The sequence below is a fragment of the Candidatus Lernaella stagnicola genome (genome assembly GCA_030765525.1).
GTDB classification, from domain to species: Bacteria; Lernaellota; Lernaellaia; order Lernaellales; family Lernaellaceae; genus Lernaella; species Lernaella stagnicola.
The window spans coordinates 196,615-221,425 of record JAVCCK010000034.1 but is presented as its reverse complement, the minus strand read 5'-3'; the positions used below and the strand labels follow the sequence as shown (position 1 = coordinate 221,425).

Annotated in this window: 17 protein-coding genes; 2 read left to right on the top strand and 15 right to left on the bottom strand. The window is 62.3% G+C overall.

Annotated features, from left to right (window positions below; genetic code table 11):
- Nucleotides 1-55: 55 nt before the first annotated feature.
- A complete protein-coding gene (locus P9L99_15670; protein ID MDP8224797.1) occupies nucleotides 56-244 on the top strand; it encodes a hypothetical protein in 189 nt (62 codons plus the stop codon).
- A gap of 226 nt (nucleotides 245-470) precedes the next feature.
- Nucleotides 471-5,318 carry an alpha-2-macroglobulin family protein gene (locus P9L99_15665; GenBank protein ID MDP8224796.1) on the top strand — a complete coding sequence of 1,616 codons (4,848 nt, stop codon included), beginning with the start codon at nucleotides 471-473 and terminating at the stop codon, nucleotides 5,316-5,318.
- A gap of 5 nt (nucleotides 5,319-5,323) precedes the next feature.
- Here the strand turns inward: P9L99_15665 and hisD are convergent, their stop codons facing one another.
- From hisD to P9L99_15590, 15 genes are all read right to left on the bottom strand, one after another.
- Entirely contained in the window at nucleotides 5,324-6,580 is a 1,257-nt protein-coding gene (hisD, locus tag P9L99_15660) for a histidinol dehydrogenase (GenBank protein ID MDP8224795.1), read from the bottom strand.
- Entirely contained in the window at nucleotides 6,577-7,839 is a 1,263-nt protein-coding gene (gene hisE, locus P9L99_15655) for a phosphoribosyl-ATP diphosphatase (GenBank protein MDP8224794.1), read from the bottom strand. The genes hisD and hisE overlap by 4 nt, the downstream gene beginning before the upstream one ends.
- Nucleotides 7,836-8,591: an imidazole glycerol phosphate synthase subunit HisF gene (hisF, locus tag P9L99_15650; protein MDP8224793.1), complete on the bottom strand. Its 756-nt coding sequence runs from the start codon at nucleotides 8,589-8,591 to the stop codon at nucleotides 7,836-7,838. Before hisF ends, hisE begins: the two co-directional genes overlap by 4 nt.
- A complete protein-coding gene (gene hisH, locus P9L99_15645; protein MDP8224792.1) occupies nucleotides 8,578-9,204 on the bottom strand; it encodes an imidazole glycerol phosphate synthase subunit HisH in 627 nt (208 codons plus the stop codon). Before hisH ends, hisF begins: the two co-directional genes overlap by 14 nt.
- On the bottom strand, nucleotides 9,201-9,812 hold the full coding sequence (hisB, locus tag P9L99_15640) for an imidazoleglycerol-phosphate dehydratase HisB (GenBank protein ID MDP8224791.1): 612 nt from the start codon (nucleotides 9,810-9,812) through the stop codon (nucleotides 9,201-9,203). The genes hisH and hisB overlap by 4 nt, the downstream gene beginning before the upstream one ends.
- On the bottom strand, nucleotides 9,809-11,524 hold the full coding sequence (locus P9L99_15635; GenBank protein ID MDP8224790.1) for a TIGR01548 family HAD-type hydrolase: 1,716 nt from the start codon (nucleotides 11,522-11,524) through the stop codon (nucleotides 9,809-9,811). The genes hisB and P9L99_15635 overlap by 4 nt, the downstream gene beginning before the upstream one ends.
- 8 nt (nucleotides 11,525-11,532) lie before the next feature.
- On the bottom strand, nucleotides 11,533-12,414 hold the full coding sequence (gene hisG, locus P9L99_15630; protein ID MDP8224789.1) for an ATP phosphoribosyltransferase: 882 nt from the start codon (nucleotides 12,412-12,414) through the stop codon (nucleotides 11,533-11,535).
- A gap of 463 nt (nucleotides 12,415-12,877) precedes the next feature.
- Nucleotides 12,878-14,047, bottom strand: a complete 1,170-nt coding sequence (locus P9L99_15625) for a DUF362 domain-containing protein (GenBank protein ID MDP8224788.1) — start codon at nucleotides 14,045-14,047, stop codon at nucleotides 12,878-12,880.
- A 42-nt stretch (nucleotides 14,048-14,089) separates the two neighbouring features.
- Entirely contained in the window at nucleotides 14,090-14,890 is an 801-nt protein-coding gene (locus tag P9L99_15620) for a hypothetical protein (GenBank protein MDP8224787.1), read from the bottom strand.
- Nucleotides 14,891-14,994: 104 nt separating this feature from the next.
- Nucleotides 14,995-15,687 (bottom strand): hypothetical protein, encoded by a 693-nt coding sequence (locus tag P9L99_15615; protein MDP8224786.1) that lies wholly within the window; start codon nucleotides 15,685-15,687, stop codon nucleotides 14,995-14,997.
- 122 nt (nucleotides 15,688-15,809) lie between these two features.
- A complete protein-coding gene (locus P9L99_15610; protein ID MDP8224785.1) occupies nucleotides 15,810-18,584 on the bottom strand; it encodes an MMPL family transporter in 2,775 nt (924 codons plus the stop codon).
- An 80-nt stretch (nucleotides 18,585-18,664) separates the two neighbouring features.
- Nucleotides 18,665-19,360 carry a hypothetical protein gene (locus tag P9L99_15605; protein ID MDP8224784.1) on the bottom strand — a complete coding sequence of 232 codons (696 nt, stop codon included), beginning with the start codon at nucleotides 19,358-19,360 and terminating at the stop codon, nucleotides 18,665-18,667.
- A 368-nt stretch (nucleotides 19,361-19,728) separates the two neighbouring features.
- Entirely contained in the window at nucleotides 19,729-23,412 is a 3,684-nt protein-coding gene (locus P9L99_15600; protein MDP8224783.1) for a hydantoinase B/oxoprolinase family protein, read from the bottom strand.
- Entirely contained in the window at nucleotides 23,373-24,005 is a 633-nt protein-coding gene (locus P9L99_15595) for a histidine phosphatase family protein (protein ID MDP8224782.1), read from the bottom strand. Before P9L99_15595 ends, P9L99_15600 begins: the two co-directional genes overlap by 40 nt.
- Complete coding sequence (locus P9L99_15590; GenBank protein MDP8224781.1) at nucleotides 24,006-24,800, bottom strand: hypothetical protein; 795 nt, start codon at nucleotides 24,798-24,800, stop codon at nucleotides 24,006-24,008.
- Nucleotides 24,801-24,811: the final 11 nt, after the last annotated feature.

Here is a 24,811-nt window from a genome sequence, read left to right as displayed (position 1 = left end):
TTAGCAATAGTACGTTTCTGTTTGCCAATCCAACTCCAAACACAGTGGGGGAGCGATGTCACAGTTTGATGGGGTAAATGTGTTTTCCGCGACGAAGGCAAAAGAGCGCGAAGAGTTGGGCGAGTCACTCACCCGTTGGATGAACTCGCGGCCGGATGTCCAAGTCGTCAATACGGTTGTCAAGCAATCCAGCGACAACGAGTATCATTGCTTGAGCATCATCGTTTTCTACCGCATGCCGTAGAATGACGCCCGTACCCTCAGTACGGTAAAAGCAGCAATAAACTCGTAATAACTTGCTCTTATATGGAAGGTGCGGTATAGGCGCCGAACGCCCGGCCGGGCTTTGCGCTCGGCCGATCGGGCCGCACCGTTTCGCAGGTACGCCGTGCGTGGCACGCAGTCGGGAACCTTTTCTCGGGCCGACGGTCGTTTTCGCATAGGTTCAAATCATCTGCGGGAGAATTCCCATGAAGCGCACGTGTTACGTCGTATGTATTCTTATTCTGGCCGTCCTTTTCGGGGCGGCTTTTTCCTTAAGCGGCTGCTTATTGACCCGACCCGCCAATGCGGTGCCCGCCGGAACGGTTGCGGCGGGCGAAGTGTGCGGCAACGCACTGAGCCGAGGCTTCGAGGCGACGTTCTCCCCGCCCGCAGGTACCACGTGGCGTAAAACGAACGCCGTGCGCGTCTGGCTCGCCAAGCTTGACGGCACCCTCGTGGCGTACGCGACCGACATCGATTACGACGCCGAGAACCAGGTCCTGCATGCCCGTTTCGGCAAGAACGTCTCCCCGCAGGAAGAGCCGTTGTACTTGGTTCGCTATGAAATCGGCGTCGGCGACGACAGGACCACGGCTTCCTTCAGCCTCGCGCAGGTCCTTGGCGCACTCCAAGTAAGGATTTTGGGGCCGGACACCTTCCAAACCGGAAGCCGCGGCGCAATACGGATCATCGCCCACGACCGTTTTTCCGGCGAACCCCTCCCCGGCGCGACGATCACCGTGACCTTCCGGGACGAGAAAGCGGTCACCGAAGTGTTTCGCGGACAAAGCGCCGACGACGGCACCTGCGATATCTCCTTCGATGTGCCCGCACGGCAGTGGCAAGACGCCGCGCTGGTTGTCGCGGCCCAATGGCGGGGTCAGGAAGTATCGCTCGAACACGAGGTGACTCTGCGTCACGACACGCGAATTCTGCTCACGAGTGACAAGCCGCTGTACCAACCGGGCCAGACAATGCATCTGCGCGCGCTGGCTTTGGGCAAGGCCGACCGCCAACCCGCGGCCGGGCGCTTAGCGTGGTTGGAAGTGCAGGACGGTAAGGGCAACAAAGTTTTCAAGAAGAAACTCCAGACAAACCGTTTCGGCATTTTCGCCGCCGACTTCGTCCTCGCCGATCAAGTGAACCTCGGGACCTATCGCATTTCGGCCATCGAAGGTGAGACCAGCGTCGAGAAAACGGTCGAGGTCAAGCACTATGTGCTGCCCAAATTCAAGGTAAAGATCGACGCGGACCGCTCCTGGTACCTACCCGCGGCAACCATACGCGGAACCATCGACGCCCAATACTTGTTCGGCAAACCGGTCTCCGGGGCGAAAGTGGCGATCGAAGGTTTGGCGACGATCGTCGGCGTCGAGAAATTCGTCGATTTGACCGGCAAAACCAATGCCGAAGGGCGTTTCGATTTCGAATTGCGGATTCCCGACACCCTCACCGGTCGCCCGGTCGACCAAGGCAAAGCGAGAGTGCAGGTTCACGCCGTGGTGACCGACGCCGCCGGACACACTCAGGAGGCGTTGCGCAGCTACCCCGTGGCCCGCGCGCCGCTCGTGGCGCAGGTGTTGCCCGAAAGCGGCGAGTTGGTTCCCGGTTTGGAGAACCGCCTGTTCATCCTCGTGACCACGCCCGATGGCACGCCCGTGGTCGACGCGAAGGTTGCGCTGCAACCCGGCAAAGCGCCGCGCCAAGACGATTGGTGGACCCTGCCGTTCGCCGCAGCCACCGACGCCTTCGGTTTGACCGAGATGCGCGTCAACGTGCCCGACGACAGCGGCTTCACAATTACGGTCCGCGCCCGCACCGCAGAGGGTAGCGAAATTGAGGAGACCCTGCGCCTGCGGCCCGAGCGCACCAAAACCCCGCTTCTGCTTCGCACCGACGCCCCCACCTACCGCATGGGCGATGTCATCCAACTTATCGCGCTGGTCGGCGGGACATCCACGAGAACCGTGTTCTTCGACCTAGTCCGCGATAACCAGACGTTGCTGACCGCCAGCGCCGCCATCGCCGGCGGCCGCGCCGAGGCTCAGATTCCAGTCACAGCCGAGATGACCGGCGGTGTCGTGGCCACGGCCTATGTGTTCACGCCCGAAGGCAATGCGGTGCGCGACACGCGCCTCATCTACATCCACCCGGAGGCCGACCTGAAGGTCGCCATCACGCCGAGAAAAGACACGTATCGCCCGGGCGAAGCCGCCGCGATCGACGTCGCCGTGACCGACCTGAAGGGGCACCCCGTCGCCGCGGCCCTCGGCATCACCATTGTCGATGAAGCGGTATTCGCGTTGCAGGATATGCAACCCGGTTTGGAGAAAATATTCTTCACGCTCGAAAAAGAGCTGATGAAACCGCGTTACGAAATTCACACCTTCCAGCCCGAGATCGTCGTGCTCGATCCGCGTCCGGATCCGACTCGCAAGCGCGGCCAGACCGCCATGCTCGCGGCCATTGCGCCCGCCGTGGTCCCGGCGATTGATGAAAAGCAGGCCACCGACCTGCGTTCGGCCGTCGTGGAGAAACTACGGAAACAAATCGAGGATGATCTGCAGCGGGTCGCCGTGCTTTATGCCAAACACAAGGGCGATACGAACCGGATCGACATCGCGAAATTGAGCGATCCGTGGTTCCACCCCTATCGTATTTCGGCCGCAGGAGCCCGCGTCTACCGCTTGGTCAGCGCCGGGCCCGACCGTCAGTTCGCCACCGACGATGACCTCACTGTCGAAGACCCGAAATACGTCGAAGAGCGTAAGAAGATGGCGGAGGCGCAACGCGCGTTCGGCGCCGGCGGTTTCGCCGGGCGAGGCAACTTCGAGGGCGCGGTTGATCTTTTCGAGGATGAGGACAGAGCGATGGCCAAGGGCGAAGCGTTAAAAGAACCCGCGGCCGCCACCCGTACCGTTGACGGTTCGCGGGGGGACTCCGGCCCCGCAATTCGAGTGCGCGAGTACTTCCCCGAAACCTTGTTCGTCGACCCGTCGCTGATCACCGACGGACAGGGCAACGCCACGCTCAACCTGGATATGGCCGACTCCATCACGACCTGGCGCATTGCGGCCCAGGCCGTTAGCGCCAAGGGTTGGCTCGGCAGCGGCACTGCCCCGGTGCGCGTGTTCCAGGACTTTTTCATCGACATCGATTTCCCTGTCGCCCTAACCCGGCATGACGAGGTCAAGGTGCCGATCGCGCTTTACAACTACCTTGAGCGCGCTCAAACCGTGACGCTGAACATCGAGGCGGCGGATTGGTTCGAACTGCTCGATGGCGGCCTGCAGCGGCAGGTTCTGTTACAGCCGGGCGAAGTCAAAGCCGAAACGCTGCACGTCAAGGCAACCAAAGTCGGGCGTCACGCGTTGACCGTCTACGCCCGCGGCAGCAAGCAAAGCGACGCGGTCAAACGGGTCGTGCGGGTCGAACCCGATGGCGAAATGCAGGAAACGAACATCACCGACCGACTCCCAGGCGAAGTGTCGCAAAACGTCGAGTTTCCCGACGGCGCAATTCCCGGCGCCAACGTGTTGCTCGTCAAAATACACCCCGGTCTGGTCAGCCAGGTACTCGAAGGGCTCGACAACATTTTTCGCATGCCGTCGGGCTGTTTCGAGCAAACCAGTTCCACGACGTATCCTAACGTCATGGTGCTCGACTACATGAAAGCCTCCCGGCAAATCACGCCTGAGTTGCAGATGAAAGCCGAGGGCTTCATCAACCAGGGTTACCAACGCCTGCTGACCTTCGAGGTGCCCGGCGGCGGTTTCGAATGGTTCGGTCGTGGCCCGGCGCACATTATTCTGACGGCCTACGGCTTGATGGAATTCCACGATATGAGCCGCGTGTACGAAGTCGATGAAGCGGTGATCGTGCGCACGCAGGAATGGCTGGCCGGCATGCAACAGCAGGATGGTTCGTGGAAACCCAACCAACAGTTTCTCGACCGTGTCGCCGCGAAATTCGCCAACGATGTGCTGCGCAACACGGCGTATGTCACCTGGGCGCTGGGCCGCACCGAATATCAAGGCAAGGCGGTGCGCAAGGGAGTCGCCTATCTCGAAAAACATCACGCCGACGCCAAAGACGCCTATACCTTGGCGCTGCTGGCCAATGCGCTGGTCGCCGGCAAAGCCAGCGATGCGATCATCGACAAGGTGTTCTCGCGTCTGGCCGATATGCGGGTGGACGAAGAGGACCAGTCGTATTGGCCCGCGGAATCCACGGCAGTGGGCAGCCGCGGCAAAAGCTCCGATATCGAAACCACCGCCCTGGCGGGGATGGTCCTCGTGGCGGCCCATCGCGAACCGCAAACCGTCAACCGAATCGTCAACTACCTTATCTCCGCCAAGGATTCCTTCGGCACGTACTACTCAACGCAGGCCACGGTGTTCGCCATGCACGTATTGCTCGGCGCGGCGCAGGCGGGAGGTCGCGACGTTGAGGGCAAGGTGGACGTATTCCTCAACGGTGAAGCGGCCGGCGCATTCGACATCAATCCGGACAACGCCGAGGTCTTGCGCATGCTCGATGTGAGCGACCGCACCCGCTCCGGCCAAAACGAAATCAAGCTGACCTTCGCCGGCAAGGGCGAACCGGCCTACCAAATCGTCGCGCGGCACTACATGCCGTGGGGCGCTCGCGAGAAGCCCGGCGACAAGGAAGCGCTCAGCATCGATGTGAGTTACGACAAGCAGTCGCTGCGCGTGGATGAGACGGTCGCGTGCCGCGTCACCATCCGCAACCAGGCGCCCGGCACGCTGGGCATGGTGGTCGTGGATGTCGGCGTGCCCCCCGGCTTCCAACCGCTGCGCGAGACATTGACGAAATTGGTGGAGGAGAAAACCGTCAGCAAATTCTCGACGACCGCGCGGCAGGTCACGTTCTACCTTGACGAGTTACGCCCGGAACAAAAGTTGAAACTCGAATTCGATCTCAAGGCGCTGTACCCGGTGCGCGCCGCGGCCCCCGCGACCAAAGTGTACGAGTATTACAATCCGGAAACGAACGCGACGAGCGAGCCGACGACGCTGGTGATTACGAAATAGCCGCGCTACCTGCGCCGCTCCGCCGATCGCGCGTGCGCTTCGAGCCCCTCTAGGCGAGCCAGGGCAGCCGCGTCCTCGACGATCTCCGCGGCGTCCGCCGGTTGCATCAGGTGCAACCACGTGTGTACACGCAGGAAACTAAGCGGCGAAAGCCCGCCCGTAAAACGCGCCGCGCCCCCGGTGGGCAGGGTGTGATTCGGGCCGACACCGTAATCGCCGAACACCTCGGCGCTCGGCGAACCGATGAACAATCCGCCGTAATTCTGACAGCGCTCGGCCACCGACTCCGCATCCCGCACGGCCAATTCGAGGTGCTCGGGAGCCAATCGGTTGGCCAGGTCGATCGCCGTATCCAGGTCGGCGGCAACCGCGAATCCGCCGGCAATCGCTTCCGCGGCAGTACTCGCCGTCGGCAAGGTCGCCACCTGCTTCTCGATTTCGTCGTTGACCCGTTCGATAAACGCGGGCGATGTCGCAAGCAGCACCGGCAGCGCGTCGGGGTCGTGTTCCGCTTGCGCCAGCAGATCGGCAGCAATCGTCGCGGCGTTCGCCGTTTCGTCGGCCACGACGACCAGTTCCGACGGCCCGGCCAGCATATCGATGCCGACGTTGCGGCTGACGAGCCACTTGGCCGCCGTCACCCACTTGTTGCCGGGCCCGACAATCATGTCGCACGCAGCAATCGGACCGGCGCCGTAAGCGAGCGCGGCGATCACTTGCGCACCCCCCGCGGAAACAACGGCGTCCGCTCCGGCCACCGCCGCCGCGGCTTGGATCAGCGCGCTTGGCCGCGGCGAAGCGACCCACACCGAGGCGACACCGGCCACGCGGGCCGGAATGACGGTCATCAGTACGGTGGACACCAGCGGAAAGCGACCGCCGGGCGCGTAACATCCGACGCGTTGCACCGGGTCCACTCGTTGCCCCGCGCGTCCCCCCGGCACCTTGGCGACGACATTGGTCAAGCTGCGAAGCTGCGCCTCGGCGAACGTTTTGATCCGCGCGGCGGTCCGTGCCAACAAGCGTTGCGCATCATCATCGAGCTGCGCCAGAGCCTCAGCGAGTTGCGAGCGCGGAATCACCAGCGGCGCACCGATTTCGATGTCGCCGAAACGCTCCGCGAAACGTCGCAGCGCACCCTCACCCCCGGCGCGAACTTCGCGCACGATGGCTTCACTTTCCGCCAGGGTTTCCGCATCAAATGGCTCGCGGCGCATGGCGACTACTTCTTCGGCCGTGATGATTCGCAGACGCGCCGTCATGCCTTTTCTTCCTCTTGCTCGGATCGACGCGTCACCGCCAGCGTCCGCCGGTGAAGTTCTCGCTCCACGTCGGCAAGGCTGCCGCCGCCACGCGACAGGGCGACGAGCGCGAAATAAATAAGATCGGCCGTTTCCCACACAACCTCATCCGGCGTTTGGGCCTCGGCCAACTCGGCGGCTTCCTCCGCGAGCTTGGCGGCCAGCAGCGAAGGATCGTCCAGCAGTTTGCGGGTGTAGGATCCCGGCGGCGCATCGACGGCGCGCTCCGCCAGCTTTCGGGCCAGCGCGGGCAACCCACCGACATCGCCGAAACACGACCACGTGCCTTTGTGACAAAATCCGCGGCCGGCCTGCCGGACGGTGAAGCGCAGCGCGTCGCGATCGCAATCGACGGCAATGCGCAGCAGTTGCTGCGTGTTACCGGAACTCTCGCCCTTAATCCACAAGCCCCGCGACCGCGATTGATACACGCCCCGCCCTCGGTCGACCGCCTCGCGCAGACTTTCGGCGTTGGAATACGCCAACCCGAGCGCAACGCCATGCTCGTCGGCGACGATGGTGGGCCACAGGCCGTCCGGTCGGTCCGACACCAACGGCGCGGCCAGCGCGTCGGCCAGGTGCATGCGCCCGGTGTAGATGGCCATCCCCACCTGCGCGTCGACGCCCAGCCGGTCCAACTCACGAATCTCCGCCGTGGTGGTAACGCCGCCGGCGACAGTCAGCCGAGCGTCGCCGACCTGCGCTAGGAGAGCTTTGACGCGCTCGATGTCGATGCCGCCCATGCGCCCTTCCCGCTCCACAAACGTGACGAGAAATCCGCCGACGTAATCGCGCAGTTCGTGCAGGCGATCTTCCACGCGCGCGCCGGTTTTGGTGCGCCATCCCTCAATCACAACTTCGTCGTGGATGGCGTCCAACGCGGCAATAACGCGTTCGCGCGGCAGCTTGCCAAGCAGTTCCGGTTGCGCCGCGGTGCCCAGAATGATTTTGGCGGCCCCGGCGTTGAGCCACCGGCGGGCGGTCGCCAAATCGCGGATACCGCCGCCCACACGGCACGGAGCATGGCGCAGGAGCGTTTCGATCGCCTCGGTATTTTCGCCCTGCCCGATAGCGGCGTCGAGATCGATAACCGCGACTTCGCCGGCCAGGCGGAACTTTTCGGCCAGCGGCAGCGGATCGCCGGCGTCCAACGCCTTCTCGCGCCCGCCGATCAATTGCACGGCTTGTCCGTTCATCAAATCGATCGAGGGGACAATCATGGCCGGACCTCCACACCCTGCGCGGCCAGGTAGTCTTTGATTTCGCCGACCGTGCGCTCGCCGTAATGGAAAATGGACGCGGCGAGAACCGCATCGGCTCCGGCGCTGAAACCGGCGAGCAGTTGTTCCAGGGTGCGGCCGCCGCCCGAAGCGATGATCGGCACCAAGACGGCCTTGGAAACCGCGGTGAGCAAATCCAAATCGTAACCCTTGCCCGTGCCGTCCCGGTCCCAACTGGTCAGCAGAATTTCGCCCGCTCCCAGATCACAGGCCTGACGCGCCCAATCCACGACGTCGAGGCCGGTGTCATGCCGCCCCGATTGGGTGACCACCTGCCATCGCCCCGCCGCAACGAGCTTGGCGTCCACGGCCAAAATCGTGCACTGCCTGCCGAAACGGGCGGACAGTTCGGTGAGCAATTGCGGGTTCTCCACCGCGGCGGTATTGACGCCCACTTTGTCGGCCCCGGCTTCAAGCAGGCGCTCGGCATCGGCAATGCCGCGCACGCCGCCGCCGACGGTCAGCGGGATGGCGATCTGTTGCCGCACGCGACGCACGGTATCCACGGCGGTGTTGCGGCCCTCCGGCGTCGCGGAAACGTCGAGCAAAACGAGTTCGTCGGCACCCTGCTGTTCGTACACCCGTGCGCGTTCAGACGGCGAACCGGCGTCACGCAAGTCTTGAAAGCGAATTCCTTTGACAACGCGGCCGTCGCGCACGTCGAGACAGGGGATGATCCTACACGCCAGCATCGCCGTCCCCTTCTTCGGTCGCCAGCCAACGCCGGAGCAACGCGAGTCCAAAGGCGCTGGACAGTTCGGGGTGGAACTGACAGGCCAGAACCTTGCCACGCTCCATCCCCGCCACAAATGACCCGCCGTAATCCGCAACCGCGACGGCCCATCCCGGAGGCCGCTCGGTCAAGCGGTAGGAGTTGGCAAAATAGACGTAACCGCTTTCCAGCATACGGCACTTTTTGTCGGGCTCGATTTCATTCCATCCCAATTGCGGTACACGCAGGTTGTGAGCGAAACGAGTGACGTGTTCCCGGACCACGCCGAGCCCTTCCATGCCCGGATGCTCTTCGCTGGCGGCGCAAAGCAATTGCATACCCAGGCAAATCGCTAAGGTCGCGCGGTTCCCCGCGATCCGTCGTCGTAACGGCTCGACCAGCCGGTCGGCGCGAAGTTGCAGCATCCCCGCACCGAACGCGCCGACGCCGGGCAGCAATACGCGTTCGGCGGACTCGATCTCGCGCGGGTCGTTGCTGATTTGCGCCGTTACCCCGACGCGCTCCAAACCCGCCAGCACCGAGGCCAGGTTCGCCACGCCCGTACGCACAACCAACACATTCGGTTTCGTCATACGAGCACTCCCTTGGTGCTGGGAATGTCTTCGCCGTCCAACGCCATCGCTTGGCGAATGGCCAGCCCGACGGCCTTGAACGCGGCCTCGGCCCGGTGGTGGTCGTTGTCCCCCCGCAACACGTCCACGTGCAAGGTCAACCGCGCCGCGGTCGCCAGCGAATGCAGCACGTGCGGCACGTTCTCGGTAGCCATTTGCCCGGCGCCTTGTTCGTCGAGCCGCCCCAGCGTGTCGCGCTTCAGCCCCATGTCGATAACCGCAAACGGCCGCCCGGAGAAATCAACAACGGCGCGTGCCAGCGCCTCGTCCAGTGGCGCATAGGCGTGGCCGAAACGCGCAATGCCCGCCCGCTCCCCGAGCGCTTTGTCCAATGCGGCACCCAGGGCCAACGCGCAATCCTCGGACGTGTGGTGGTCGTCGATATGCAGGTCGCCGCGGCATCGCAATTCGAGATCGAAACGAGCAAAGCGGGTAAGCGCGGTGAGCAGGTGATCGAGAAAGCCGAGACCCGTGTCGATTTGCGCCACCCCGACGCCGTCGACAACGAGATAACAGCGGATATCGGTTTCCTTCGTACGGCGTTCGATTACGGCTTCGCGTGCATTCATGGCAACAGGTCCTCCAACTGACGAAGGTTGGTCAGCACTCGCGCAGCGCCGGCTTCGTACATCGCGGTTTCGGCCGCAGTATCGACGTTGTTTTGCACGCCTAGCGGCAGGGCGCCCGCGTGACGCGCGGCGCTAATGTCATCGGTCGTATCGCCGATAAACCAGGCGCGATCGACGCCGAGCTTCTCGAGCGCCACGCGCAACGGCGCCGGATTCGGCTTCAGCGGCCCGTCCTCTCGACACACGACGGCGGCAAAGAGGTCGGCCACGTCATGCTCGGCGAGAAAGCGCTCCGCATCCTCACGGGGCCGACCGGTCACGATCGCCAGCGGCAACCGTTCGGCGAAGCGTTCCAGGAGGGCGCGCTCGGGCAGCAACGATTCCTCCGCGCACAAGCCGGGCTTGGCGGCGTCCCCTTGGTACAAGCGCTTGAAACATTCTTTCACCGCCGGCAGATCAACCTCGACGCCTCGCTCGGCCAACAAGCGGCGCGTCAATTCCCAATCGTCGTTGGCCCCGCCCGCTGCTTTCGCGGCGGCGACGTCCTCGGCCCCGATTTGTACGCCGAACGTGGCGGCGGTCTCCACGATCGCGCGCCGGTATGACCGCGACACGTCGGCTAACACGCCGTCCATGTCAAAAAGCAATGCTTCGGGTGAAAGCACCGTCGCCAGGGCTGCGCACAGTCGCGCGAAACCGGCGGCGTCGGCGGGGCAACTGATGCGAATCCCTTCGGCGAAGCCATCGGTGGCCGGCACGAGACGCACGGCGATGCCGAAACCGGCCATCGCGTCACGCACCCACAGGTTGTCAGTAAAGCGCGCGAACACGAAGTTCGCCTGGCTGGGCAGCGACACGGCGCCGTAATAGGCCAGAAGTTGTTGCAGCGTTTCGCGTTCGCTACGCACCCGCGCGACGATCCATTGGATGTGCGAGCGGCCCGCGACCAGCCAGCGTTCCGCCACGGCTCTCGACAAGTTCGAAACGGGGAACGGCCCGCCCGCCAGGCGCATGGGTTGCAGCATTTCGGGCGAGGAAATCGCGTAGCCAAGCCGCAGCCCGGCCAGTCCTTCCGTCTTGCTGAGCGTATTGACGGCCACAGCGTTGGGCAGGCGCAGCACGGTGCCGAGCAAATCTTCGTCGGCATAGGCCGCGTAGGCCAAGTCCACCAGGACCACGGCGTGCGGTGCCGCTTCTGCCACGGCGACAAGTTCCGCCGGTCGAACCGCCAAGCCCGTCGGGTTGTTCGGACTAATCACGACGATCAACCCCGTCTCCGGCGTCACGGCGGCGCAGACATCGTCGACCGGAAAATCCTCGCCGGTCCAGGCCACGCGCTTGAGGCGGCCCCCGGATACCCGGGCCAAATGGCAGATCATCTCGAAAGTCGGCGTGGGCACGATCACTTCGCGGTCGGGCTGCACGTACACGCGACACAGACGGTCGATGACTTCGTCGGCTCCGGCGCCGATCATCACCTGTGCGGGATCGAGACCGACGCGGTCGGCCAGCACTTTTTCCAGCGGCGCAGACGAGCGGTACCGGTGCACGTCGGCCGCTTCGACCTCTCGCAGCAACGCCAACAACTCCGGAGGCGGCGGCGGTCCTTCATTGGCATCGAGCCGCAAATCGGTGGGCGCCTTCGCACGCGGCGGGCGATAGGCTTTGAGGCCATCCAAATGCAAGCAGGGCTGTGGTCGCGCTTTGCTCATCGGCCGCCTCACGTTACCAGGTGATCGAGAGCCGTCACGACGATGTCCGTACCGCCGTGGGCCCGCAGTTGAGGGATGAGTTCGGGCAGCATGGCCCGCGGGACCGCCGCTTTGACCGCGAAGCCGTCCTCGCCGTAAAGCGGGGCTACGGTGGGCCGGCGCATGGCCGGCAGCAGGGCGATCACTTCTTCGATTTTGTCTTGTGGGCAGTTGAGTTCGAGCATCACCCGTTGGCGCGCATCCAGCACGCTACGAAGCAACAACACGAGATCGTCGATGCGGCCGCGTAACATGGGGTTGTCCCGCGCGTCGCGGTTGGCGTATAGCCGCGTTGAGGATAGGAGCAGTTCGTCGACGATCGCCAGTTGATTCTGCCGCAAGGTGCTGCCGGTTGCGGTGTTGTCCACGATGATATCGGCGTCCTCTGGAGGGAACACTTCGGTCGCGCCGAAGGAGCGGACCAGCGTGGCGTCGAGTCCTTGCGCGGCGATCCAATCCCGGCTGATACGCTCGTATTCGGAAGCGACAACGAACTTTTGGCGCGGCAGCTTACCGTCTTGCAGCAACGAGATCGGCGCGGCGGCCACCAAGCGCACGGGGTCGAGCCCGGTGTCGAGCAGTTCCTCGAGTTCTTCATCCAATTCGAGTTCAACAACCCAATCGCGCCCGGCAAAACCGATGTCCCGCGAACCGACTTGCAGCATCTCGACGATGTTTTGCGGTTTGAGCAGCTTGACGTTGGTGTTCGCCAGAGAGATCCGCGGCCGGTAATCGCGCTCGCTACCGTCTAAACGAATGCCGGCATCGGCTATAAGCTGCAACACGCTTTTCTGCATGTGCCCCTTAGGCAAAGCCAGTCGAAGTTGGTCGCCGTTTCGGTGCGGACTCATGGGCGGTCCTTTCTTTAAACGCAAGCGCCGGCCCCGGGGCCGGCGCGGATGGTGCTTCGTTGAATACCTAAACCATCACCCGGCCCCCCGGTGTCGCCGGGAAGCGATGATGCCGACCGCGAATCATCAAACTCTCTCTCATAGCCGCTAAAAATAGGCCGCGGCAAAGCTGATGTCAAACGCGCAGGGTCCTGCGACTGTAAGTTATCGCCCCGGCCAACGACAACCAATTTGAAGGCTTGAAGGAATTGTTTCCGATTCCTCGCCTTAGGTCCTGCAAGGATCTGACGAACCATCCTCCTTACCTCTCGGGCGACCATTGAGTTGCCCCTTTTTTTTATGGCCGGCCTGTAAGTAACGACGCCGAGTCGCGACCAATTTTATGCACGTACTGCCACAACGTGCGATGCCACACTCAAACAACCTCCTCATCCTCCGGGGCGGCCCTCGCGGCCGCCTCACCTTATTTTTGGATCGCGGTGCGGCGCTGTTTTCGTTCGGCGATGTAGCGATGAAGTCGATAAAGAAGGGTCATATCCTCGCCGATGGCGCGATGCGGGCAGGATTCGTGGCAGCAAAAGCACTCGATGCAGTTGGTGTAGTCGATCACGGCGCACTCCGGCGTCATGCTGATGGCTCCGACGGGGCACATGCGTTCGCACGCTCCGCAGACCTGGCACTTGTCGGCCAGGATTTCCGGACGAATACGCCAAAAGCGAAACGCCAGCTTAGTCATGAATTTCGGCATCGTCACGAACGCAGTAGGAGGCGTCGCGAAGCGTTGGCGCACTTCGTCGAACGGGGGACCGTCAATCGTAATTTTCGACAAATCGGCTTCGCCCAGCCCCTCTTCGGCGGCGATGCGCACTTGCGGCACTTTCATGCGCGAATAATCGACACACTCCATCGACACCGTGTCCAGCGCGACCGCGTCGGTCGAAGCCAGCACCAATCCGAGCTGACGCGGGTCGCCTTCCTGCGGACCGCTCCCTTCCATGCCGATCACACCGTCCATGACCGTGAGATCCGGCGGCCGCACCCGGAATATATCGACCACGCATTCCGAAAAGGGTTCCAATTCGGTGAAGTGGTGGCTTCGCTTCCGGTCGCGATTGGCGATGGCGCCGAACCAGTTTTTTATCGCGCCGGTGTAGAGTGCTTGGATGTGTGATTTAAGTTTCGGTGCGTTGATGACCACGTCCGCGTCGAGCAACTCACACGCAAACATCAAATGGTGCAGACGCCGCGCGCCGGGCACTTCCACTTCGCGGTATCCCCGGCCGCTGAGCGGTGCGACGCGCGCTCCTTCCTCGCGGCAAACCGGCGCCAGCCCGCTTCGTTCGAAAGGGAGTTCCGGGCGGTCGGTCAAGTGCATGCCCGGCATGTCGCCGACCGCAACTTCGGCCGCGCCAGCTTCAAGGCACCAACGAATCAGCGCACGGGCGATTTCCGGATGCGTGCACACGGCGCTCTCGGGCGGAGCGTCGGAAAGGAAATTCACTTTAATGAACACGCGCTTGTCGCGCACCAGCGTCGGTAAATCGACGACTGCGGCGATGGCTTCTCCCACCGCCCGGTGAACGTTGTCCCGGTCGTAATCCGCACAGCGGCGAATCGCCACGTTAGCAGCCATGGATAACCTCGAATGATTTCAGCGGACCGCGCCTGTCGTTCCCTATTTTTTCGACCAACACCCTTCCATGCACGTAAACATGTTGTTGGTCTGACTAGGCGTCGGCGGCGTCGAGCACGACACGGTGTCCACGCACGTTTGGTAGCATTCCCACGGCCATTCGGTCATGTATTCGCAAAACTCGAGCAGGTCGAGAAGTTGAATAAAGTAATCGCTCGTATCGATTTGAATGTGCACACCGCACGCGTACAGGCCGCCCGCCGTAGCGCCGCAACCCGAACCCGGCACGGGTGGATTTTCGCACGCGGAAAAACACGGCTCGCCGCACGACTGCTCGAAGACGCAATCCCCCCAGCAGTTCCAGAACACCGAGGATAGCGCCTTGCCGCCGAATAGATTCTCGGTCGCTTCGCACCACGCTTGCATACCGGTTTGGCCGACCGGCGTGCCGCTGACGCCGTTCAGATCCCGGCTGCACGTATTGATCGAGCCGTCGGCGACCTGGGAGCAAGTATAATCGGGAGTGTCATCATCGTCGTCATCGTCGACCGCCGTATCGTCGTCGGCGCCGGTGTCGTCGTCGCCGCCGGTATCATCGTCGGTGCCGGTATCGTCGTCGCCACCTGTGTCGTCGTCGGCGCTCGTATCGTCGTCCGCCGCGGTGTCATCATCGTCGTCGCCTCCCCCACCAGCCCCCGGGCTCGGGGTGTCGTCGTCGCCGCCCGTGACGGGGCTGCGAGTGCTGCCGGTGTCATCGCTGCTGCTGCCGCACGCGATGTAGAAAGCCATAGACAGGGTGAGCAAGATCGCCATCAACCAAACTAGCTTGTCGACACGAGTCATTCTGAACCTCTTTTCTTCACTATTCGGCTAAATTGTAGCAAAACTAGGCGCGAATACAATTCAGTGCAGCGCGGACGCGGTGATGCCACCGGCCGGGCGCACGCTCAGCAGTCGCCAAGGCAGGTAATCATCGCCATCGTCTCGGGCGCGGTCGGTGGATTCGAACACGTGAGCGAATCGACGCAGCCTTGCGCGCAAGTCCAATCGACGACCGCGTAATCGCCGCACACGGCCTGCAGGTCCATCTCAGGGATATACAAGGGCGTACCAACGAACACGAAGGCGACGCCGCAAGCGTAAACGCCGTGCACCGCGGTTGCGCAGCCGGTTCCCGGATCAGGCGGGTTCAGACAGGCATCCAAGCACGCCGTTTCGCAATCTTCGTCGAAGCTGCATACGCCCATGCAGTTCCAAAAGGGGGCGACGGTTTTTGCGGTGAATAGCTCCTCGGATAAGCCGCACCATTGTTCGAGATCATCTTCCCCCTGGGCGACACCGTGTATATCGTTGAGGGTCATGGCGCAGGTGTTGAACAGACCGTCAGCCACCTCGTCGCAGCTATAGTCGGCCGGTGTCGTGTCATCGTCGTCGTCGTCGTTGTCGTCATCATCATCGTCGATCGGCGACGTGTCGTCGTTGTTGTCGTCGTCATCGTTGTCATCGTCATCATCATCGTCCGCCGGGGAGGAATCGTTGTTGTCGTCGTTGTCGTCGTCATCGTCGTCGCACGCACCGACAACGGTGCCGGCGAGACAAAGGGCAAGCAAGATAGAGAGAGCAAGACGCCACGCATTCATCGGTCAAACCTCCGCTTCGGTAGGCAATCGGCGTTGTCGCCATCGGTCACAGGCTGCACTGATCGTAGGCAATGGACCCACCATTCGTCAACGCGGCGGCACGCCCGCGAGATCAGCACAGGTTATACCTTCCAGCCTTTTCGATCGATACGCGCCAGGATCAACGGCAGCACGAAGACCGAGGTGACGAAACACGCACCCACACCGATCACCAACAGTTGCCCGAGAGAGCCGATCGCCACATAGGTCGCCAGCCCGAGCATGCCGAAACCGGCCATGGTCGTCAGCGACGAGAGCAGAATCGCTTTCCCGGTATGCTCGACCGCCGCGTGCACTCGTCGTTCCTGTTCCATGCGGTAGCGATGCAGAATGTGGACCCCGTTATCGATGCCGATTCCCAAAATGAGCGGGACGATCGCCACGTTGACCAAGTTGAATCGCATGCCGATGTAAGGCATGGCGCCCACCATCCAGAGCGCGCCGACCATCAAGGGCACCAACGCCAGGATACTGGTGAGCGGCCGCCGGAAATCCAAAATCACCAATAGGAAAACCGCCGCGAGCGAGAACCAAATCGAACTGCGAAAATCTTCTATAATGTTGGCGAAAACACGCTCAAAAAGGATCGGCACGGAAATCGCCGAGGGGTCCACCGAGAGCACTTCGTTGTTGTGCTCCGCCATGAACTGCTTGTTCCACACGTTGCCGGTCGGATAGGCGAACACTGCCATGCGGCCGTCGTGACCAAGGAAATTTTCACGAATCTGCTCGGGTAGGCGTGCGACCGTGAGGACCTCGCCCTTGGTCGCCATACGTAAATTCTCCAGCAGCGACTCCAGTTCCGCCGCCACGAAGCCCTCGTACCGCATCGCACCAACTTGCGCCGGCTTTTCCACGGCGACGCGTTCCACCCGCGTGGCGAAATCGTTTACCTGCTCGACCACGCGGCGGGCTTCGTCCTCGACATCGAACTGCCCGCCAAGAATGGCCAGTTGCAGCACCGCCCGCACAACTCGGGCACTACCGCGGGCGGCCGCGGCATATGCGCGCAAATCCTCCGGCGCGAACGAAGCGCGTGCGGCGGGTCGCTCTTGGACCGTGATGTCGGCGAATATCGGCGCCAGTTCCCGCAACCGAAGATTCTTCGCCGCTTGGTTTTCAGGCACGTAGTCGGATATCGCGTCGACCTTGGCAATGGTCGGTTTTTGTTCGACCGCCGCAGCCAGCCGCCGGCAATCCTCGACCGTGTCGCCGAAATACATGGCGTAGTCGATGCTGAATCCCAGTCGCTTTTCCACTTCGTCGATATGAGCCAAGGCAATCGATCCGCGAGGTTCCAGGCTGCGGTAGTCGTAGTTGAACGAGCTGCGCCACACGCCGAACGCCGCCAAAATGCTCACGATCAATATGACGACCGTCGCCAGTTTGGGTCGATCGATCGCCAAATCAGCCAGACGCCCGAGCGGCACCGAATCACCGATGCTGCGAATCGTCAGTTCGGCGGAGACTTTACGCCGGTCGCGCAACGCGATCAGCGCGGGCAACAACGTGAACATCAGCAGGAGCATCACCAGAATGCCCATTCCCGAAACGAAACCGAGCTGCGCCAGACCCTTGAAGCGGGCGATCATTAATACGAGAAACGCCGCCGCCGTCGTGATGCCGCCCGTCAGAATGCCGGGACCGGCACCGGCCATGCCGTTGATAATCGCCTCGCGAACGGCCAAACCTTGGCGGATGCCCTCGCCGTACCGGCTGATCAAGTGGATGGCGAAATCGATACCCAAACCGATCATGATCGCGCCGAAAAACGCGGTGAGCAGGCTGAGATAGCCGATGGCGAATTCGGTTACGCCGAAGGTGATGCCCAGCCCGGACAGCAGGCACACGGCGATGAGCACCAGGTCAGTGAGCTTGCGGAACACGACGGCGAAAATGATCAGCACGATCACCAGCGAAGCAAGCGTCGTGAATTTCATGTCGTGCACCAAGGCTTGATGTTCGTCGCGCATGACCGGCATGTTGCCGGCCAGCAGCACTTCCACCCCGGGTACTTCGCGCTTCACGTCGGCCACGGCCGCATCGACCATCGCCAGCACTTCTTCGATGTAGATGTAATCGTCGGCGGGACGCGGCGTCATCACGCGCATCACCAACAGGCGGTCGTTGTCGTAGAAAAAGTAGTCGTCGTCCGTTATTTCATCATCGCCGGCGGGCAGCACCAGTTTGCGAAGCGAACGCTTGGCGGGGCCGGCCTCGGTCTCCGGGTCGTCGTCCAAATAGCTCCATGCCGTTTCGTAGAACGCCCCGAGAGCTTGGAGCCGTTGCAACGCGTCGGCCTCGTCGGTGATTTCTTCCTCTTCGATGATTTCCCGTTCCAGTGTCTCGTTCATCCGATCGAGGAAAGGTACGAGACGGACGTCACGAAACAGGGCGCGCAAATCTCCCTGCCGCTCTTTGGATTCGGCGACGAATTCCGCCACTTCGTTCTCGGAAAGGAAAAGCGGCGCCCAGCGCATCATCTCGTCCAATTCAACCCGCGCCACGACGCGCCCGATCAAATCCGGGTGCTTTTTCAATTTCGGGGCAAGAGTGTGCGCGAAACGAATGAGGCGTTGTTTGTCGGCAGCTTCACCGGCGGGCGTGGTCAGGCCGACGACCATATAGGACAGGTCGCCGAAATTATCGTTGGCGTCCTGCACGCGTTGCACGAGCGGGTCATTCTCGTCGAGCAACGCCAAAAAGCCGAGGTTGATATCGATCGTGGCGGCGAAGTAGCTAAAAAACGCGGTGATCGCGAGCGCGATCAACGTGACCAACCCGGCGTGGTCGTGACACAACGCTCCCCATCGCGCCAGGATTCGTTCCCGCCAGCTTCGCCGATGTGTTGCCGTCACGCGCTTGCCGCCTCGTTGTTCCAACGTTGATGGAAGGCAGAATCATACCATCGGCGGTGGGATTTGACAGCCGCGAAGTTCTACCGCGGCGGCTGCGTCAACTGCAAACGATGCAACTCCAGCGCGTGTCCAAGGATATCCTTGGCCGGCACGGGCGCCGGCGGGTATCGAGACGGGTCGTTCGCGTAGCCAATGCCGTTGACGACGCGACGCACGGTGATGCAATCATCCTCCAACAGCGCCGCGCAGCCGGAATCGGATAAGTTGTCGCCGCCCTGCTCCAGATCGACCACCACCACATCACCCTCCGCGATTTCGCCTTTCATGCTTTCATCAGGCATGCGAATCGCACAGAGCGTCGCGCCCTCGCGTTGGCGAGTGATTATCATGTCGTCGCCGAACACCAAACGCTTCAGGACGCTCATTTCAGTTTCCTGGTCGGCAATCGCCTGCACAATCGGCACGGCAACGAACTCATCGGTCGTTTGCGCCGTACGCTCGTCGGATTTGCATACCGCCAAGGCGCTCATTTTCGCCTCCCACTCATATTTTGGTCGGTGACCGAAAATCAGCCAGTTCGGCGTCACGCCGGTGGCGCAGCATATCCGCGCGAGATTTTGCAGGGATGGCAGCCCTTGGCCGTGTATGTAGGCCAACATTCGGCTATGGGTAATACCCACACGTTTGGCAAACACCGAGGGATGACCACCCGCGAAATCTTCGACGAGATTTCTAAGTCGTTCGCGAATTTCCTGTTTTTCCATCGCGACGGTCACGTCTTCTCTCCATGTGTTCGAACTCGGTCTTTTTTGCACCCCAAATATCCGTTTACAGACATTTCCTGGGACAAAAAGATCGAATGATTGTGTGGGAGAATTCGGCCCGCCGCCGAAGCGGAACGCCAGGTTGGTCGTTTGCCCGTCACAAAGACCCTTTACTATCGCAGTTGGCAAGCAAATGAACAAAGCGCCGTCACCAGCGGTGGCAATCAAGATTGCGTTCCGCCCGTTAACCCGAAGGTGCCTTGTTTTAATGTTGTTTGCGTTTTACGTTCGACTTCCCCAAAGGGTTATCCTTTAACGTTTTTACCGTGGTTTTGTCAACACAGATCGACGGCATATTATATTTTTCTGGGAATGGCCTTCTAGCGGGTATTTTCCGGCCGGCCGAATCCGCCGCCGCCCGGGGTCTCGATTTCGACCACCGCGCCGGCCGTCACCGTAATGGTCACGTGGCCCGGCAGTACCCGTTCGCCGTGCTCATCCCGCAACCGGTTGACGCCCGGCTGCCCCGATTTACCGCCCTGCAATCCGTAAGGCGCGCGAGAGCGTCGCTCCGATAGAATCGTGATTCGACGCGGTTCCAGAAAGCGAAAAGCCCTGATAACGCCGTCGCCACCGCGGTAGCGTCCGGCCCCACCCGACCCGCGACGAATGGTAAACCGCTCGACTCGAATTTCCGGGTAGCGGTACTCCAACACCTCCGGATCGGTAATGCGCGTGTTGGTCATGTGAACTTGCACCGCCGACGCCCCGGCTCGCCCGTCTACCGCACCGGCCCCGCCCGCAATGGTCTCGTAGTATTGCCTGCCGCCGCCGTCGGGACGCCCGAAAAGGAAATTGTTCATTGTTCCCTGCGATGCGGCCGCAACACCCAACGCTCCGTATAACGCGTCGACGATGCGCTGCGAGGTCTCCACATTGCCGCCCGCCACCGCCGCCCCCGGTCGCGGATGGAGCAATGAACCTTCGGGAACGACCAACTCAATAGGCCGCAGGCAGCCGTCATTCAGGGGAATGTCTTGATGTATCAACGTGCGCAAGACGTACAGCACCGCCGCGCGTACTACGGGCAGCGGCGCGTTGAGGTTGCCGGGCAATTGCGGATCGCTTCCGGAGAAATCAATGAGCGCGCGCACGCCAAGCGGAGTCTGCGTCGCCGGTTCGATGAGGAACCGCACTTGGATCCGCGCGCCGTCGTCAAGAAAATCGACGAAGGTGCGGTCGAAAGGCTTGGCATCGGGTACGAATCGCAGCAACGCCTCGGCCATAGCCTCGGCGGCGTTGTCCTTAATGTGACCCATGTAGGCCGTGACCGTATCGAGCCCGTAATCCGCCGTCAGGCGCTCGAGTTCGCGCCGCCCATGCTGATTCGCGGCGACCTGCGCCCGCAAGTCGCTCAAGCGTTCGGGCAGGTTACGCGCCGGATACGGCCCGGCACCCAGCGCCGCGACGATCTCGTCCTCCAGCAGCCGGCCGTCACGCACCAAAAGCAGTCGATCGAGCACGACACCTTCTTCGGCCAAGGTGCGCGCCTCGGGCGCCAGCGAACCGGGCGCGATGCCCCCGATATCGGCATGGTGACCGCGGTTGGCAACAAAAAAGACCGGTCGCGCGTTGTCCAGAAAAACCGGCGTGACGACCGTCACGTCGGGCAAATGAGAACCGCCCTGAAAAGGATTGTTCGTGACGAAAGCGTCGCCGGGCCGCATCTCCGCGCCGCGCTTGGCAATCAGCGAGCGCACGCTGTCGCCCATGGCGCCGAGGTGGACGGGCACGTGGGGCGCGTTGGCGACGAGGTATCCTTCGGCGTCGAAGACCGCGCAGGAGAAGTCGTGGCGCTCGCGGATGTTCGTTGAATGGGCTGTGTGAGCGAGCGTTCGCCCCATCTGTTCGGCGACGCTCATAAATAGATGGTTGAAGACTTCCAGCAGCACGGGGTCTCGTTCGGTGCCGGCGGTCTTCGTCGCGGCATCGGTGGCCGTCAGCAAAAGATGCCCCGAGGCGGCGACGCGCAGGCGAAATCCGGGTTCGACGAGCACCGTCGTGGTGTCTTCGACGACGATCGCCGGTCCGTCGACCGAAAATCCGGTCGGCAAATATTCGCGTTCGTAGACGGGCGTATTCAGTTCACCTTGCTCAAACCACACGGGCACGAATTCCCGCGGCGTCCCGGCCGTCTCCAGCGACTCCGACACGCTTCTCGTCCACGACAGGCCACCCGGACCGACGACCTCGACGCGCAGCGCGGCCGCTTCAATCGCCACATCGTCCAGCGTAAAGCCAAAAAGCTCCTCATACTGACGCCGAAAGCATTCCGCAGTTTGCGGCACATGGTCATACTCCACGTTCAACGTCGCGTCCGTGCCCTGGGGCCGCAAATCAACACTGCGCCGCGTGCGGATTTCCTCCCGCTGAAAACCGGCCTCCACGAGTTCCGCGATCAGCGGCGCGGCCAAGCGATCGAAACGCTTTTCGATCTGTTGTTCCAAGGACGGCTCGAACAACTCCAGACAAGCTTCGGCCCCGGTGCGCACGTGATCGGCCACGGCGATCCCATACGCGGAAAGCAGGCTGCCGTGCCGCGGCACAACGATGTTCTCGATACCCAGCGTGCGGGCGATCGAGCAAGCGTGCTGTCCGCCCGCCCCGCCGAAGCAAATCAACGCGTGTCGACGCGCATCCCGCCCCCGGGCAACGGTGAGTTCCTTGATCGGCCGGCACATCATCTCCCCGGCGATTCGCACGAAGCCGAGCGCGACCTCCTCGAGGCTCATCTCGACGCCGAGCCTGCGATTGATAGACGCAGTGAGTTCGCCGAAACGCTCGCGCGCCGTATCGACTTGCAGGGGTAGATCGTGATGCGGCCCAAACGTGACCGGAAAATAGCCGGCCAGCAGTCGGCCAAGCACGGCATTGGCGTCCGTGAGAGCCGGCGGCCCCCCGAGGCCGTAGCAGACGGGACCGGGTGACGCCCCCGCCGAGTCCGGCCCCACACTTAGCTTGCGGCCGTCGAAGCGCAGCAGCGAACCGCCGCCCGCCGCCACGGTCACGACGTTCAACATCGGCGTTTGGAACGGTATTCCCGCGGTCACGGTTTCGAAGACGCGATCGAAGCACCCGTCGAAACGGCACACGTCGGTGGAGGTGCCGCCCATGTCGAAACCGATCACTTCGGCGAAACCGATTTCGGCTGCCACCTTGGCGCAGGCGACCACCCCGCCCGCCGGGCCTGACAAAATCGCATCTTTCCCCGAAAACGACGTCGCGTCGGCCAGCCCTCCGGCGTTCTGCATGAAAAACAGGCGCAAGTCGCGTACTTGCCCGCGCACGCTTTCCACGTAGCCGCGCAGCACGGGGCTCAGGTAGGCGTCGACCAAGGTCGTCTGGCCTCGCCCGACGGCTTGAATCAGCGGCATAACTTCGTGGGACACCGAGACCTGCCCGAATCCCGCCCGCCGCGCCGCCGCCGCGGCATAACGTTCGTGCACCGGGTTTTGCCAGGCGTGCAGAAAAACGATGGCCACCGCGTCGAACCCGTCCTCCCGCAGCTCCCGCAAATTCGTTTCGAGTGATGTCTCGTCCAAGGCCTCGAGCACGCTGCCGTCGGCGGCTATCCGCTCGTCAACTTCGCGCACCGCCGCGTACAAAGGAGCGGGCTTTTCGATGGCCAAAGAAAACAAGTCGGGGCGGGTTTGGTGACCGATTTCGAGTAAGTCGGCGAAACCCCGGGTAATCAGCAACGCCAGCGGTTCGCCGCGTCGTTCGAGCAAAGCATTGGTGGCGACCGTCGTGCCCATGCGAAGGCTGTGGATTTCTTCCACGGGCAGCGCCCGCCCCGGCGCGACACCCAGCACGCGACGCATGCCCTCGATGACCGCGTCGTCGTATTCGGTGGACTCGGAAAGCAGTTTGGTCGAATGCAGACGCCCGGCCGGATCGATTGCCAGCACGTCGGTGAAGGTGCCGCCACGATCGACGGCGAAACGCCATTTTGTCAGGCCCGCCGTCATGCTCTGGCGGGCAAACGCGCCGGATCGAAGTTCCACACGTGACCACCGCGCCGAAAATCGATGTACCCGAAGTGGCCCCGTTCCAACATGTGCTTCATCGCGTATTCGTGCGACCAACCGAACAGGAGAATCGAGAACGCAACCAGCGAGCCGCCGTGGGAAACCACCACGATTTCTTCTCCGGCATGGCGCGCCGCGGCCTGTGCCCAGAACGCGGAAACACGTCTTTCCACATCGCGAAACGATTCACCGCCCGGCGCGTTGGTGCTGCGCCAATCCTGAACAAACGCGCGAAAACGGTCGTCACCGCTCTCCCCCAGATCGTTCCACATGCGGCCTTCCCATTCGCCGAAATTCAACTCCCGCAAGGACGGCTCGAGGGTGACTTCCATGCCCAGCGCCTCGGCCAGTGGCGCGGCGGTCTGCCGGGTGCGAAGCAGGTCACTGGAAAAGAGCGCCGTGGGCTTCCCGATATACGCCGCCAGCGTTCGCGCCTCGTTTGCCGTTTGCTCGGGATTACCCAGGGGCACGTCCGACCAACCGACGCACTGGTAGCGTGGAATGTCCAGCGGGCCGTGCCGGTAAAGCCAGACGCCACTCGGTGTGGATTCGATGGTGCTTGCGGTCATCTAGTCGTTCCCTTTCATCTTGTTATCGAAGTAAGCTTTGACTCGCTTGAGTTCCGCGCCCGCCTTAGCAGCTTGTTCGCTCGGGTCGCTTTCGAGTTTGACGATAGCCCGTGCGAACCTCTCCTTGCCTTGTGGTTTTCCGGCCAGCATCATCGCAAAGGCCAGATATCCCTCCGCCACCGTGGCGTAAGGCTCGTCGCCGACTTGACGCGCGAACGAGGCGAATGCCTCTACGGCTCGGTCGGGCCGGTCGACCACAAGCTCAGCGACGCCGAGCATCCATGAGGCGTGCGCCCGCCACCCGGCCAGAGCCAGCTTTTCCTTGGCAAGCCACAGATTGAGCACGTGCGCTTGATTCGCCGCCATTTGTGATGCGTTGTAGTCCATCGGATTCGCCCACCGGTTCCAGGGAAACGTCATTTCAATCGACCAAGCCGCGAGCTTGAATCGGCGACGCAAAAGCTCTTTAGCGCGCGGCGGATCTTTCTTCCGCGCAAGTTCTACGGGGTAGATCATCGCCAGCGACGCGTTTGCGGCAAACAAGTGCGCGGCGTAAAGGTCTTTTTCCTTTTTCAAGGCATGGTGCGCCAAGCGTTCAAGCACGTTGGCCCGCTGGTCGGAAGTCAGGCCGCCCAACTCGTCGGTGGCGGCAAAAAAAGCGGTATTGGGCGCGATGTTCTTATTCGCTTCGTATGCCCCGAGCGCCCGTCCGTAGGCCTCATCCTCGCGCTCACCTGCCGAAGCGACCGCCGCCAGCAAACAGACCAGTACGACACTCCACATACAAAACCGCATCTAAGGCTCCT